Consider the following 14,216-nt stretch of genomic DNA (forward strand, 5'->3'; position numbering starts at 1 on the left):
AACGCGACCATGGCAACGGTTGAAGAGATTGAAGTTTCGTACCGTAGCCAGATCGCATCGCCAGCTCAGGCGGATGCAGCAGCGCTCGATGCGGTCGCGGATGGCCTGGATAAGGTTGCCGATAGCGTCGAGGTCACAGACGCAAAGATTCAGCGCAGCACCAAAAGCGGTGTCGGATTTCGCAACAGCCTTGATGCGGTCACGAAGTCGACCAATGCCCTACAGAGCGCCCAGAACAAGCTGACCGAGGTCGCGCAAGCCGTGTCTGACAGTGTGCGCCGTGGTGAGATTACACAGGCAGAGGCAGCACGCACGATCGATGCGCAGGCCGCCAAGGTCCAGAAGCTGACGCAGGCCCATGAAGCGGCTGTGCAGGCGTCAAAAGGCGTCACAGTCGCTGTGGCCGAGACGACAGAGACCGCACGTCTTTCCAGCCAGCAGATGGGTATTCTGGCGGATGAAGCGCACAAGTTCTTTGACCAGGTCATGGCGGGCGGATCTGCGTTTCAGGCCGCCTTTTATCAGGTGCCGAACATGGTCCAGATCATGGGCGGTTTTGGCAGTGCTCTTGAAACCGTCGCAGGCTGGATGGTCGGGCCTGCCGGTGTGGCGCTCGCAGCTGGGGCGGCAGCGGTCTCCGTTTACAAACTTGGGTCTGCTGCCGAAGCCGAACAGGAACAGCTTGCCACACTGTCGCAGCATCTACGGGCCACTCGTGATGACTACACGTCCATGGCCAGCGCGGCTGAAGGTGCGGCGCGTCAGCTTTCCGCCGGCAGCGGCCTGTCGCTCGATGACAGCCGCAGCGTCACCACGACCTTTGCAGCCATACCGACGATCGACAGTTCCAGCCTGACGTCCCTGACGCAGGAAGCACGGGATCTGGCCGAAGTCATGGGCGAGACCGTGCCGGAAGCTGCCAAGGACATGGCGAGCGCTTATGCCGACCCCGCCAAGGCCGCACAGGACTTCGCCGACAAGGGTCTTCTGGGCGTGCATCAGGGACTGGTCAGCCAGGTCAAGGATCTTCAGGACAGCGGCAACCGGATGCAGGCCTGGCAGCTGCTTATGGGCCAGCTGGAATCCGCCACGCGCGGCGCTGTCGATCAGGGTCTGACGCCGTTTCAGCAGTCGGTCCGCAATCTCAAGGATGCCTGGGCCGGCCCGATGGAAGGCGTCGAGAACTTTGGCAACAAGATCGGGGACTTCCTGGTCGCGCAGACCGCCAAAACGATCGACGGCCTGACGAACCTGATCAACAAGGTCAAAGAACTCAAGGGCTGGATGGACAGTTTCCAGCCAGAGCATGTCGCCTATGAAACCCGGCAGCGGCAGGCCCAGCAGGGCAGCAGCTCTGGCATGTCGGGGCTGATTGATACGGTCGGGCAGCAAATCGGCGCGAATTCCGAAGTCATTTCCCTGGCACACCGGATCCAGCCGGTCGAAAGCTCGACAGGGCAGTATGACCGCAATGGCGCGGTCGTGACGTCCTCGGCCGGTGCGATTGGCGGCATGCAGGTCATGCCGGCAAACGCTGCCGGCAACGATCTGACGGATCCGACCGGAAACGTCACTGCGGCAGAGCGCCTGCTGGTGCGGCTATATTCCAAATACAGCGGCAATGAGCAGCTGGTCGCCATGGCCTATAACTGGGGCGAAGGGAACGTCGACAAATACCTTCAGGGGAACACCACGGTCCCGCAGTCCGTGCAGGACTATGCCCAGAAAGTTACAGGCGGCCAGATGTATGGTGCGACAACGCTCGCCACCATGCAGGGCAAGGTCGATGACGCTCTGAAGACTTCGGATGGTTCGACGGCGTCTCAGGTGACGGATCAGACCAATGCCATTAAGCAGCTGACCTCGGCTCAGGAGGCGCTGGATACGCTGCATAAGGCCGGTGCTGTGTCGGATGCCGATTATGCGGCCCGAACACAGGATCTGACGCAGCGTCTGATGACGCATAAGGGCGCGCTGAACGATCTGCGAGATCCGATGCAGGAACTGGCGCATCAGCAGCAGCAGTTAACGGATGCGGCCTGGGCGGGCACGGCTGCGCAGAAGGCCATGGTGCAGGTCGACCAGCAGGTCGAGGAAGCAGCCCGCAAGATGGGTCAGTCCCATGCAACGGCAGCCCAACTCCTGAAGGCGGAATCAAACGAGCAGCAGGTCCTGACGGGCCAGTTCAACAGCGCGATCGATGCGATGGACCGCAAGACATCAGCCCAGAATACGCTGCTGTCGTCCTATGATGCCTCCAAGGGCAGCCTGGACGATTATCTGCGCTCCGTGGAAGCCTCAGACACGGTTCAGGCCACCTCGATCGCGGGTACGCAGGAACAGGCCCGACAGACGGCAGTTCTCACGGACGCGCTCAAGCGGCAGGCCGAGGCGCAGGTGGACATTACGACCGCCCGCAAGGCGTATGGCCAGAGCCTTGATCTGGAGACGATCAAAGCCGAAGCCACTGCGATCGGACAGGATTCCGATGCTGTCTCGGTCCAGATGGCCGTCCTGAAAGAGCGCAATGCGCTTCTGGAGAACGGTGCAGATCTGACGTCCAAGGCCTCGCAGACCGATCTGGAGAACGTCGCGGCGATCCAGACGGCCACGAACGCCTATCAGAAGCAACAGGACACGCTGAACGAACTGACCAACGATATCTCCTCGGCGGCCGACACGTTGTCGAGCAGCTTCACGCAGGCTTTGGTCAACGCCTCGAATGGCGGGGTGACGTTCAAGTCCGCCATGCAGGGTGTGGAAAGCCAGCTGATCTCCGTGATTGCCAAGTTGGCGCTGATCAATCCGCTCCTGAGTGCGATCGATGGCAGAAGCCGGACAACGCTGGGGGATGTCTCGTCCATTCTGTCGGGAGCCTCATCGCCTTCGATCAGTGATGGCGCGGCTGCGATCAGTCAGGATTCCGGTGGTTGGGGATGGAATCCTCTGACAGCAACGGGCGGATCTGGTGGCTCCACGTCCTGGCTGTCTTCTGGTCTCAAGACCAACCTGTTCGGCACGGCCACGGTGGGCAACCTCCTGGGCGGGATCGGCGGGGGTTTCGGGATCGGGTCGGCCCTGTCCGGAATCGGCGGTGGGACAAAGACCAATGGCATGATCGGCAGCGGCGTTGGAGCGGCCGCTGGCGCTGCGGCCGGATCGTTCATCCCGGTGGTTGGCACCATGCTGGGCGGTCTGATTGGCGGCGGTCTGGGCGGGCTTCTGGGGGGCCTCTTCGGACACAAGAAAAACCCGTACACGATCGACCAGGTCATGACGACGGGAGGCTCGCTCTCGCTTGGCAAGACATGGAATCAGGCCCAGACCGATCAGATCACGGAGCAGCTCAAATCCGACATCGCGTCGTTCAACAAGGTTCTGTCCACGGATGGGGTCACGATCGGCGGCGGCGATGGCGGACTGCTGGGAACGGTCCGCGATGACAAGAACAACAAGGACAAGTCGCTTCAGTCCGTCTCGCTCACGGATCTTCTGAAACAGGCGACCTACAGCACGTCGGACGCCACGTTCCAGCAGGCTCTGCAACAGGGGCTGCCAAGCGATGCAACATCCGTCTCGGATTATGCAACGGCGATCGCCAACCTGAAAACCATGGCCGACACGGTCGACCAGCTGGGCGTGGCCGTCTCGAAGTTCAATTCGGACGGCACGGTCACGGTCGGCAGCTTCACGAAAGCCACCGGCGATCTGAAAACCGCTCTGGATACGGCGCTCGATGGCAAGTCGCTGTCGACCTCTGATCTTCAGACCCAGATCTCCACCATCACGACCTTCGTCGACACGACGATGCCAGGGCTGCTCAAGGCCACGGTCTCTGGGCAGCAGTCCTGGGTGGGTCAGATGGCCGCACTGAAACAGACCTATGAGGCAGCAGCCTCGCAGGCCAATCAGTACGGACTGGACGGCACCCAGCTGAATGCGAAGTACCAGTCGCTTTATGACCAGGGCTTTGCCTCACAGCTGGACACGCTGCGGCAGAGCGATCTGTCGGTTCAGGCGCGGTACCAGACGGCGACGGGCAATGATGAAGGGGCGGCGCTGACGAACTTCGACCTCAGCGCGGATCAGCAGAGGCAGCAGCTGGCGGACAACTGGAAGAACTTCCTCGGGGACGCCTACACGTCCCAGCAGGAATATATCAGCCAGTCGGCCGACCTCGAAAAGACGCTGTCGGCGGAGCGTCTGAAGATCCAGCAGCAGTACAATGATCAGGCGCTACAAAGCGCTGAAAGCGTTATGTCGAGCCTGGAAACCTATGGTGCGGGTCTGGCCACGTCGGATGCCTCTCCGCTGTCGGCCGCCGATCAGTACAAGGTCGCGAATGACAACTTCACGACCGATCTGACGGCTGCCCAGGGCGGCAGCTTCACGGCGCTTCAGGCGATGCAGGGCGACATGCAGACCCTGCTGGCCCAGAGCAAGACCTTCAACGGGTCGGGCACGGCCTACGCCCAGGACTATGCCCGTGTCATGCAGGCGCTCCAGAGTCTGGGCAGCATCGGCACGGATGATCTGACGGCCTCCGTCATGAAAGAGGCGCTGAAGACGTCCACCGACACGCTCAACACGACGCTGGCGCAGCTGGTCGAGCTGGCCACGAAGCAACTGAGTGAGACCCGCATGCAGAGCATGAAATCCACCACTGGAAAGGCAGCATGACATGACAGTGATCCGGGCAGTCGAGATCGACCTGGTCGATACCCTGGCTGTCCAGGTCGATGACCTTCCAGCCCATGGCAGTCGGCCACGCGGAACGCTGCGGCGGAACGCGGGGTCGCTGGAGACGGTCGAGACCCTGCGCTTCTCCGACATGGGTTACGTTGATGAAAACCACGTCCCCTATGTCCCGATCGTCACCCAGGCGTTTGATCTGGACCGCGGCATTTCCCTGACTTCGGACGCGCTAGGGGGCACGTCGTCATTCGGATCGGTCACGCTGATCAATGACGGCTCTCTTGATGCGCTCGTCGCCAGCCGCACGAACGACCATCTGCCGGTGCGGATCCTGAGCGGGCGCAAGACGCTCGATCGGGACCGGGGGATCTGGCGGGATCCAAAGCGTGCGGATCTTCAACCGGTCTTTGCGGGTCTGGGAACGCTCTGGCAGGCGGGGCGACGGACCCTGACCGTTCCCCTGCTCGGAGCACTGTCCTGGCTCGATGTGACCATGACGGGCCGGATCTATGGTGGAACAGGTCGTCTGGACGGGGATGCCAACGTCTCCGGCCGCGTCATGCCGACTCTGCGGGGCACGGCCTGCAACATCACGCCCGTCCTGATCGATGCCGTGAATTATGTCTATCAGGTCAGTGACGCGCCGGCCGAGATCTCCGCGCTCTATGAGGGCGGCTTTGCGGGGGGCATCGCCTTCAGTGGCCTGGTCGCGGATCTCTATGCCCAGTCCCCTGCCCCTGGCACCTATCAGATCCAGAGGGGCGGTAACGGAACATGGATCCGGCTGGGCACACGGCCCGTCTACGGCATTACCGTGGACGCGGTCGGATCGTTCCCTTCCGGAGCCGCGCCGCAGAACGTCCTAGACATCCTGCGCATGATGCTTCTGGAGGATTTTATTCTCCCGGAAACCTACATCGACGCGCAATGGCCCGCGCAAAGCCCCCTGGCTCCTTGGCGAGCGGGGTGGTTCTGGGATGGAACAGAAACAGTCACAGGGCAGGACGTGGTCCGCACACTGCTTTCCGGGCTGGCAATCTCGATCGTTCCGACACGGTCGGGCACCTTACGGCCTATCCTTCTGGAATCAGTGGATGACCTGGCCGCATCGACCCTAACGCTTGATACGAACGTCATCACCGAAATCGAGCCTGTCTCCCTCGATGCTTCGCTCAGTCCTCCGACATGGCGCTGGCGCATGGGCTGGCAGCATAATTTCACAGTCCAGACGGCGGGCTCGGGTCTGCATCCGCAAGCCCCGGCTGACCGGCAAGCCTTCATCGCCATGGCCGATCGCAATGCCGTCTGGTCGGATGCAAGCCTTCGGATGCGCTGGCGAGTACCGAATGATCCCACGCCGATCGTCACAGCCTTGGCGTCATCAGAAGATGCTCAGAGTGTTGCGAATTCACATGGGCAGCTCTGGGGGGCTTATCGGACCCTCTGGGCCATCACGATTCCTGTGGACCTGAGCTGGCAGGTCGACCTTGGCGATACCGTCTGGATTCAGGCGCCCGTTCCTGGGCTGTCCAATGGCTGCCTGGGCGTGATTGTCGCGGAGCATGTCCGCGGCGGCGACGCGACGGCAACCCTTCAGATCCTGACCCTGTGGACCGTCCCGCAAGACATGGACGACGGTGATTTCGGGCCGGATATTATGTGAGACTTCATGGAAAACTGTGGACTTGGCTATCAGAACGCCGTGCTCTCCGCCGTCCTGTCGGCCGACAGCGCCGCAGCCGCGCTGCCTGTCACAAACCTGACCTCCCCGCAGGGTAATCCGGCCTATGCCTGGCGAGCTGATGTCACGACAGCCAGCCTGACAGTGGCGCTGTCGCAGCGCGGGGGCGTTCGGGTTATCTCGGTGCATCGCACCAACCTGACGGCGCAGGCCAACTGGCGGATCGTCGTCAGCAATGTAGGCAACGTCCTGCACGATACGACCCAGCCCATGACGGCCGTGGCGGGTCAGGCTGTCTTCGTCCTGCCTGCCGAGCTGCAATGTGACGTCGTAGCGATCACGATCGCGGATCCAGACAATCCAGATGGGTATCTCTCGATCCCCCTGGCCTATGTCGGGCCGCTCTGGCAGCCAGTCCGCAATTTCTCCACCGACAGCAGCTCAGGCTTCAATTTCGGGGTCGATGAAGTGACGGCGCTGTCTGGCGCAGAGTTTCCGCAGATGCGCTGGATCCAGAGAAAGGCCTCGATCGCGCATCAGTCTTATGGCGCGGCGGAGACCGCGATCCTGCGGCAGATCCAGCGGGTCGCGGCATCTGGGGAGAATATTCTCTTCCTTCCGGACCCAGGGGCTGCGGCGCAGGAAGAAACCCTCTTCGGTCGCCTGAGTGGCGGCGACATTGGCAACCCTTACGGCTCTGCCGATCGGCGGAGCTGGACCTTTACCCTGACGGAGCGATTGTGATGACCATGCTGGCCAATTTTGTTCTGGAGACTGCCAGCAGTCCGGGCGTCAGCAGTTTCGTGCTGAACGGCGCGGTCGCAGATCGGAGGGCATTTTCCCAGGCGTTTCCGGATGGCGGCCGGATCTTCTATTTCGCGGATGACGGAACGCAGGCGGAATGGGGCGTGGGAACGCTGACGATCGGCAATCCCTGCACGCTGGCCCGCAGCCGGGTGATCGGCAACACGCAGAATGGCACGGACCTGATGCGCTTCTCCGGAGGTGTGCAGGTCTATAACGAGATCCCGGCCGAGTTCCTGGTTCAGCTGGATGAAAACGGAGCTGTGAGCCTCAAATCGCTGACCGTGCTCTCCGAGCTTCTGGTCCCGCAGGTCTCGGACTGGAACAGCAATCAGGCTGTCAGGGCGGCAGATGCGAAGGGCTGGTTCGTCAAACAGGGCTGGAGTTTCAGTAATTTCGGCGGCAATGCAATCTACGTAGGCTGGCGCAATGACGGATCCGGTCTTGGCCTGGGTGTGGATCAGACAGATATCGGAACCTTTGCGCTCAAAGGTTGGGTTTCTGATAATTATGCGACCACGGTTCAGGTGAATACGGCGCTGTCGGCAGCAAATTCTGCCCAGGGCACAGGGAACGCTGCGTTGGCAGCTGCGAACACTGCGAACAGCACCAAGCTCGATGCCAATAACGGGCAAGCCACGGTTCTGAGTGTCTCATACGGGCCGAACAAGGCCTCCTTTCAGGGGGACGGAAATTTCGTTCTCTATGCCGGCATCAATGCTTTTTTCGCTGTCAGCACGTCTTCCATTAATTGGAACGGCCACGACTTTGTCTTCACGGAAGACCTGCCCACGGATCCGGGACAGAAAATCGTCATGGACGTCGCGACAGGCGTTTCTTCAGGCGGCCGTGTGACCTTTGCTGTGCCGTTTTCGGATACGCCGAGGGTCATGGCCCAGAATTTCGGGAATGGTGACGTGAACTGCCACGCCTATGCACCAGACAAGAATGGCTTCTCGCTCCACATCAACAATGGCGGGACGACGGATATCACCTACATCGCCAAGGGTCCGAAATAAGCGTCCCCCTGCTCTTCTGAATTCTTCTGTCTGCCGCCTTCAGGGTGGCTTTTTTTATGGAAAAACGATGCCTGTTTCCCAAGCCACCGAAGACACTCTGTCCAGCCTGCGGGCCGAAATCCGCACCCTTCAGGATCGGACCCTCAAGCTCGAAACCTACGCGGACGGCCTGAACGACAAGCACGACACTCTGCGAAGTGAAGTCCGCACGGAAATCGCCTCTCTCCGCAACCAGATCGCCAGTCTGGAAACGAAGATGGAAACGGCGAACAAGCAGATCAACACGAAGCTGGACCGCCTGTTCGGTGCCCGCTCTGTCGTCACGGCTGCCATCACCCTGCTGACTTCAATTCTTGGATCCGGGGTCGTGCATCTAGTGGTCTCGATTGGGAAGTAAGGTCAGGAATGGGGGGTAAGCCGAATGTCGGTTATAAGAGTAAGATGTTGAGAAAGCGGACAAGGCGCTTGCATATGCGCACATTAATGACTATCATACACCTAAGCTGATTAAAGACAGCTACAGTTTTTGCGTTATCCTAATTCGGGCCTTAGCCGTACACGCGGTGGAACGCTCAGTGGCTTGTAAGTCATATTATCGATGGTCATTTGATCTGTGGAAACCGGGTAACTAAAACTTTGAGTTTTGGGACTTTGGTGATCTTAAAGTTGGTACCACCAACTTATCGATGGAAAACGAAGGTAACGCAGCATATGTAAAGGGCGGCCAGTAAAGGCCGCCCTTTACTTTTTTATTTTACAATATTTCCTGTTACGACATCGCTGGGGAAGATATTAGTATGGTCACCACTAATGTTGATATTGCCTTTTGTTCTGCATGAAAACACTTGACGGTCAAACAGCCTTCCATCCTCGAATTGTGCATCATGCTGAAAACCCGCCGGTGTTAGGGGGGTGCCAAACCTATAGCGACTCTCTAGCGTGTGGTTAAGCAACATGGAGCGGACCTCTAGCGTCTCGTCCGGCTCAGCGCAGGCTTTGATAGTTGCTTCGTATTCAATCTCGTGAACGCCGCCGTCCTGACCAACGTTACTTTTGGCAAACACAATACCACGTGCATCAATCGCGAAGCTTTTCCCACGCCCTCCCACACGCTTGTAAAACGCTTTCAAACGTTCGTAACAAAATTTTTCAATGATGATACCTTCTTCGATCTGAGCAATCCCAAGTTGATTTTCCATGAATGCGCGAAAGCGTCCGATCAACTGTTCTTGCCCATCCAAGTGAAAGTTTCGGCCAGGGAGCAGCAAAACGTCATCCGTCCGCCGAGCTTCAAGTCGTAGGCGCAGATCCCGGGCAGGCTCAGCATCCGCTGTGTCGATCGCATGCCGCAACAGCTGGGTTACTGTTTCGATGTTGTGACGCCAATGCATACCTTTCGGCCAAGACCAGTCAGGATGCTCAAGGCGGAGCGGCCACACTGCATGACCGAATACATGCCACAAGCGCTCGGATTGAGGGGCCGGGACATAGGCAACCACGATCCGGCTCGGAGTTGGAACTTTGTCGGCGCCTGGCCGGGCCTTCATAGCAAAACTGCAAACCTGTATTCCGAGGTCGAGAATGGCACGGTCTTTTGCGTAAATACGATCGTTTCCATTCGAGAAAGGAACTGCAATCGCTCGCCACTTAATAGTATCGTCGTTGTCAATCGTCGCTGCAGCAGCTTGGGCTGTGGTCTCAGGAAGGCCCGCAATTACAAGCAAAGGAGACGGACCAGGCGAGCCACGATTCTGGGATCGACCTGGCTGAGTCGATTTATTTCTCTTTCCCATATTCTTAGGCATGCTTGAGCAAAATCTGAGCAATGTCGGCAGGAATAATTAATCCCGACATGATATCAGGGGATTGAGCGGCGATTAGCCGGGCAAGCGCGTTACTGGTTTCGCCATTGCGAAACGTTTCTATATCAATGCCAATCTCTTGCGTCCAAGTGAGAAATAATCCCCAAAGTATGGCACGCTCCTGAACTGAAGCATTACGGAGCGGGAGGCCGGGTCGGCGCAACGAGTTAGGGATAATGCGCTGGGTTGGGCGAATAAGATCTGGCACTGTGACTTTAGAGTAGCGGAATGGTCGGACTATATCGAGTGCAACATGCTCGGCGGCTTCGGTTCGTATACAGAATGCGAGTTTCACTGAGCTAGGCAAACCATCGAAAAAGTTTGCAGCCTGATGTTGGCTGGCGCTCTCTTGTTTGATTTCTAGTCCGACGCTGCCTGCAATTCCCGTCGGCGCTATGGTTTCGCGACCAATTGTTGTATCAACAAAACGAAGATTTTCTTCTCCTGCGGCCCGAACAGCGGCAGCCAAGGAACCGTAATCTGACTTCAATTGAGCGAGCAATTCTTTGTTGCTCTGCCCAAATCTGGACAGCAGCAACGGCTTTGGGTCCTGCTCCTCATAGTGCTCCTTAACTGCCTTAACGAGCGCTTCCAAAGTCTTTGACAACAATGTATTTTCTCCTGCCTCGGAGTCTAAGAGACTACATAAATAGCTACGATGAGACTAATTTTTTCCATAGCATGAAACTCAAATAATAGACGAAAATGCCTCACCGCTGCTAATTATCTGATAACCCGATTCAACCACATGTCTTTAAGTCAGATTATGTCCGCTATGCGGAAATCAATATCACGGCCAGAGCGACCGGGATGAGGCGAAAGCCGCCATCCTGTCTGAAGCTCCCCCTGCCAAAGCCGCCCCAACCGGGCGGCTTTTTTATGGAAAATCCCCATGAATAACACTGCCATCGTGTTGGCCACAGCGCTGCTGCGGCTGCCCGGGTTCGAAGGATTCCGGTCGAAGCCCTATGTCTGCCCCGCAGGATACTGGACAATCGGGTATGGCAGCCGTTGGCTGGCCAATGGACAGCCCGTCACGGACCGGACCGTCCCCATCGATCAGGCAGACGCAGGCAGCCTTCTACTCCAGACCGTAACGGCGCTCGATGTGGCACTGTCCCGCCTGGTCCGGGTGGCGCTGTCAGACGTCCAGCGCGTAGCCCTGCTGTCCTGGCAATACAATGTCGGAACCGCCGCCGTCGAAAGCTCAACCCTGCTGCGCAAGCTGAATGCCGGTGACTATGCTGGCGCGGCCGACGAGCTGCTGCGCTGGGACAGGACCACCGTGCACGGACATCTGGTCGAACTGCCCGGCCTGAAGAGCCGCCGCGCCCGTGAGCGCGCGCTCTTTCTGGGCCTCATTCCTCCCCCAACACCGAAGGACAGGACCGTCTGATGGCCCGGAATTTTACACCGACCCAAAAGTCCGCCATCGATAGACGGCAGCCCTTCCCTCAGCTCGGCATGGCCGGAGTCATGAAAATGCGACTATTACATCTGACGCTTGCTCTGGCGTTTCTGACTGCTCCGTCGGCTTTTGGTCAAAGCATGCCGTCCTGGAAATCTGCCACCCAGACGGGAAACGTCAGGGATCTTGTACAGTCGGCGGGAAACGACAATTCAGTTGCAGCGTGGCTAGGAAAGAAAGTTGACGTTAGTTCAATCAATCGGCCTAACGGGGTAGCAGGCTTGGATCATGATAAAAACCTGATCGCCAACACCTTCTCAAATTTTGCTGCTGTCTCTGGAAAGTCGTATCAATCCCTCGAAAACCAGATGCGATTACCGACCAATACGGTCACTTGTCCTGGAATAACAGGGCCTAATGGGCGAAGTGGCGCATGTACAACGTTACTAAACGATGGATCAATCTTTAATACAACAAGTGGACCTGTCGGAAGTAATATAAACGTAGTTCAGCTGGATAACGCAGTAGGTGCTTCAGTTGGTCAGTTCATTGGAACCATAAATTACAGCACTACACAGCCGCTCTGGGCATTTAACATCGTGATGAATCAAGCTCAGAATGCAGCGTTTGAATCTGGTATTGAATTGGATATGAACCGATCGATAACTGGTTGCTCAGTTCCGTTAGATGTCGATGTGGGAGCTGCAAACGGTTGTTCATCAATGACCGGCTTTTGGGCAACAGGTATCAATGCTTCTGGCACTACAGGCGGTGCTGCATACTATGCCACCATGAGTGGTACTGGCACGCATGCTCCTCTATGGGCGGATGGCTTTGCTGCTGAAGCGAACTCCATTCGGGATACCGTATTCCTTGACAACACAGCGGCTCCTACGACCTTGAAGGCATTAAATGGTCATTATGCAGGTATTGACTTCTCTAACGCTAAATTCTGGAATTCAGCCATAATGCTGGCAGATATCGGGTCATCCACACCCAATTTACCAACTACACAGGGCATGTTCTGGACTACAACACCAACCGCGACCATTACCGGAGACCCAAAATTTACCGCATCCATATCTGGAGGCGGTGGTGCCGGCGCTCTGTTTTTCGATAGCAATAATAGCTTCTACTTTAATGTTGATAAAACCACTACGACAGACTTTGAAATTGGCTCACAAAAAACAATGAAAGATCTCGTTATTGACGAGCATACTTCTGGCATTTCCAACGATTACGATGAGCGTTTGTACTTCTCTGGTGGCTTAGGTGCAGGTAGCATTACTGCAATTGCCCCAGCGCACATCACCGCAGCGACGAGTGTGTTTCAGGTTTACAATACTTCTACAAGTTCCGCAGACACGACTGACGTAGAAATAGGCTCCACAACTACAGCGCAGAGCAGCGCACTAAACTTTCATACTAGCGGATCTTCCAATACATATGATGCACAGATCGCTTCGAGCGGTGGAGATGGTCGATCAGGAAATAACGGCCAAGGGAATCTGGCTCTCACAGCTTCGAGAATCAGTATTAACGGAGTTCTGAATATCCAAAGACTCACTAAAACTCAAATTCTCGGTATTTCTTCACCAGTTGAAGGCACTATCGTAAACGACAGTGACGATCACGTGCCGGTCGTTTACGAAAATGGGCACTGGTATCCGATGACACTCGGACCCGCCCTTCAGTAAACGGAAGAACATCCCCCTTAAATTAACCGCCTCCGGGCGGTTTTTTCATATCTGGAGAACGCCCATGGACTGGACCACCCTGTGCCAGACGGTCCTGCCGTACCTGCCTGCGCGGTATGCGAGCGACATCGTCTCGATCCTGACCTTCCTGATCGCGGCGGCCGCTCTGGCCATGCGCTTCTGGAAGCCGCCCGCCTCGGGTAGCAGGCTGGCGCTGCTCTACAAGGTCGTTTCCAGCCTGGCACAGTCGAAGGGCTGGAACACCAACGCCTATCAGCCCGATGCCAAGGCGCTGATGATCCCGGCCGAGGCCAGCCGCACGATCGAGGCGGCAAAGCTGGGGCTCGATCCGGCTTCCACCCATCCCAAGGCGGGCGCGCCTCCCAAACCGACCGCCTGACCCGAAGGAGGCAGGCCCCCCGCCTGTCAGACCGCTCTTTCTTCCGCCGCCCTCTGAGGCGGTTTTTTTATGTCTGGAGACATCATGCGCAATCGCTTCCTCGCTCTCAGCCTCGGTGCCCTTCTTCTCGGCTCCACGGCGGCCTGCACCACGACCGCCAACATGGCCAGCTTCAACACAACCGCACTCAATAATGACGCTACGGCCATCGCTTATGCGGTCCAGGCGATCGAGGGCATTCCCGAACTGGAAAGCCATCTCTCCGCCTCCGACAAGGCCAAGTTCGACAACCTGATCGCGCAGATCCGCAGCGTGACAGCGCAGGTGGCGGCCAACTCCAATGGCTCGATTGCGGTCGCGACCGGCAAAGACTGGGCCAAGTCACTCGGCACGGATCTCGAAACTCTGCTGGCGATCGCAACGCCGATCGTGAAGGTCTATTCGCCCTCGGCTGCGACCTACATGCAGACCGTCCAGGCGATGATTCCGCTGGTCGAGGCGCTGGCTGGTGTCACGGCCGCGCCCTATGCCGCACCTCTCCAGTCGCCGGAGCTGATCCGCGCCCGGATCTATCAGGGCGTCTGATCTTTCGATCCTGACCAGCATCAGGGGGAGCGGCTTTTGGCCGCTCCCCTCTTTTTTTGTTTCCG

General features: G+C 57.8%; 11 protein-coding genes. 9 read left to right on the forward strand and 2 right to left on the reverse strand.

The window, feature by feature from the left end; genetic code table 11:
* The first annotated feature begins 9 nt into the window (after window positions 1-9).
* The 5 genes from GKO01_RS08450 (at window position 10) to GKO01_RS08470 (ending at window position 8,596) form a co-directional block, all read left to right on the forward strand.
* On the forward strand, window positions 10-4,680 hold the full coding sequence (locus GKO01_RS08450; protein ID WP_099286684.1) for a phage tail length tape measure family protein: 4,671 nt from the start codon (window positions 10-12) through the stop codon (window positions 4,678-4,680).
* Between the two features lies 1 nt (window position 4,681).
* A complete protein-coding gene (locus GKO01_RS08455; RefSeq protein WP_099286685.1) occupies window positions 4,682-6,358 on the forward strand; it encodes a hypothetical protein in 1,677 nt (558 codons plus the stop codon).
* A 6-nt stretch (window positions 6,359-6,364) separates the two neighbouring features.
* Window positions 6,365-7,120 carry a hypothetical protein gene (locus GKO01_RS08460; RefSeq protein ID WP_099286686.1) on the forward strand — a complete coding sequence of 252 codons (756 nt, stop codon included), beginning with the start codon at window positions 6,365-6,367 and terminating at the stop codon, window positions 7,118-7,120.
* Window positions 7,117-8,199: a hypothetical protein gene (locus GKO01_RS08465; RefSeq protein WP_145994746.1), complete on the forward strand. Its 1,083-nt coding sequence runs from the start codon at window positions 7,117-7,119 to the stop codon at window positions 8,197-8,199. The genes GKO01_RS08460 and GKO01_RS08465 overlap by 4 nt, the downstream gene beginning before the upstream one ends.
* A gap of 67 nt (window positions 8,200-8,266) precedes the next feature.
* A complete protein-coding gene (locus tag GKO01_RS08470) occupies window positions 8,267-8,596 on the forward strand; it encodes a hypothetical protein (RefSeq protein ID WP_099286688.1) in 330 nt (109 codons plus the stop codon).
* A 352-nt stretch (window positions 8,597-8,948) separates the two neighbouring features.
* Here the strand turns inward: GKO01_RS08470 and GKO01_RS08475 are convergent, their stop codons facing one another.
* Entirely contained in the window at window positions 8,949-10,004 is a 1,056-nt protein-coding gene (locus GKO01_RS08475; protein ID WP_145994747.1) for a hypothetical protein, read from the reverse strand.
* Window positions 9,997-10,668: a hypothetical protein gene (locus tag GKO01_RS08480; protein ID WP_145994748.1), complete on the reverse strand. Its 672-nt coding sequence runs from the start codon at window positions 10,666-10,668 to the stop codon at window positions 9,997-9,999. The genes GKO01_RS08475 and GKO01_RS08480 overlap by 8 nt, the downstream gene beginning before the upstream one ends.
* A gap of 285 nt (window positions 10,669-10,953) precedes the next feature.
* Between GKO01_RS08480 and GKO01_RS08485 the strand changes: the two genes are divergently transcribed.
* The 4 genes from GKO01_RS08485 to GKO01_RS08500 all read left to right on the forward strand — a co-directional run bounded on the left by GKO01_RS08485 (window position 10,954) and on the right by GKO01_RS08500 (window position 14,151).
* A complete protein-coding gene (locus GKO01_RS08485) occupies window positions 10,954-11,457 on the forward strand; it encodes a lysozyme (RefSeq protein ID WP_099286691.1) in 504 nt (167 codons plus the stop codon).
* Entirely contained in the window at window positions 11,457-13,166 is a 1,710-nt protein-coding gene (locus GKO01_RS08490) for an autotransporter outer membrane beta-barrel domain-containing protein (protein WP_099286692.1), read from the forward strand. Before GKO01_RS08485 ends, GKO01_RS08490 begins: the two co-directional genes overlap by 1 nt.
* A 64-nt stretch (window positions 13,167-13,230) precedes the next feature.
* Entirely contained in the window at window positions 13,231-13,566 is a 336-nt protein-coding gene (locus GKO01_RS08495; RefSeq protein WP_099286693.1) for a hypothetical protein, read from the forward strand.
* A gap of 84 nt (window positions 13,567-13,650) precedes the next feature.
* Entirely contained in the window at window positions 13,651-14,151 is a 501-nt protein-coding gene (locus GKO01_RS08500) for a hypothetical protein (protein WP_099286694.1), read from the forward strand.
* The last annotated feature ends 65 nt before the right edge of the window (window positions 14,152-14,216 follow it).

The organism is Gluconobacter kondonii (genome assembly GCF_002723995.1).
Lineage (GTDB): Bacteria > Pseudomonadota > Alphaproteobacteria > Acetobacterales > Acetobacteraceae > Gluconobacter > Gluconobacter kondonii.

Coding starts and splice junctions, on each gene's coding strand:
- GKO01_RS08455 (WP_099286685.1), top strand. CDS start 4,682: ATGACAGTGATCCGGGCAGTCGAGATCGACCTGGTCGATACCCTGGCT.
- GKO01_RS08485 (WP_099286691.1), top strand. CDS start 10,954: ATGAATAACACTGCCATCGTGTTGGCCACAGCGCTGCTGCGGCTGCCC.
- GKO01_RS08500 (WP_099286694.1), top strand. CDS start 13,651: ATGCGCAATCGCTTCCTCGCTCTCAGCCTCGGTGCCCTTCTTCTCGGC.
- GKO01_RS08475 (WP_145994747.1), bottom strand. CDS start 10,004: ATGCCTAAGAATATGGGAAAGAGAAATAAATCGACTCAGCCAGGTCGA.
- GKO01_RS08470 (WP_099286688.1), top strand. CDS start 8,267: ATGCCTGTTTCCCAAGCCACCGAAGACACTCTGTCCAGCCTGCGGGCC.
- GKO01_RS08450 (WP_099286684.1), top strand. CDS start 10: ATGGCAACGGTTGAAGAGATTGAAGTTTCGTACCGTAGCCAGATCGCA.
- GKO01_RS08490 (WP_099286692.1), top strand. CDS start 11,457: ATGGCCCGGAATTTTACACCGACCCAAAAGTCCGCCATCGATAGACGG.
- GKO01_RS08495 (WP_099286693.1), top strand. CDS start 13,231: ATGGACTGGACCACCCTGTGCCAGACGGTCCTGCCGTACCTGCCTGCG.
- GKO01_RS08460 (WP_099286686.1), top strand. CDS start 6,365: ATGGAAAACTGTGGACTTGGCTATCAGAACGCCGTGCTCTCCGCCGTC.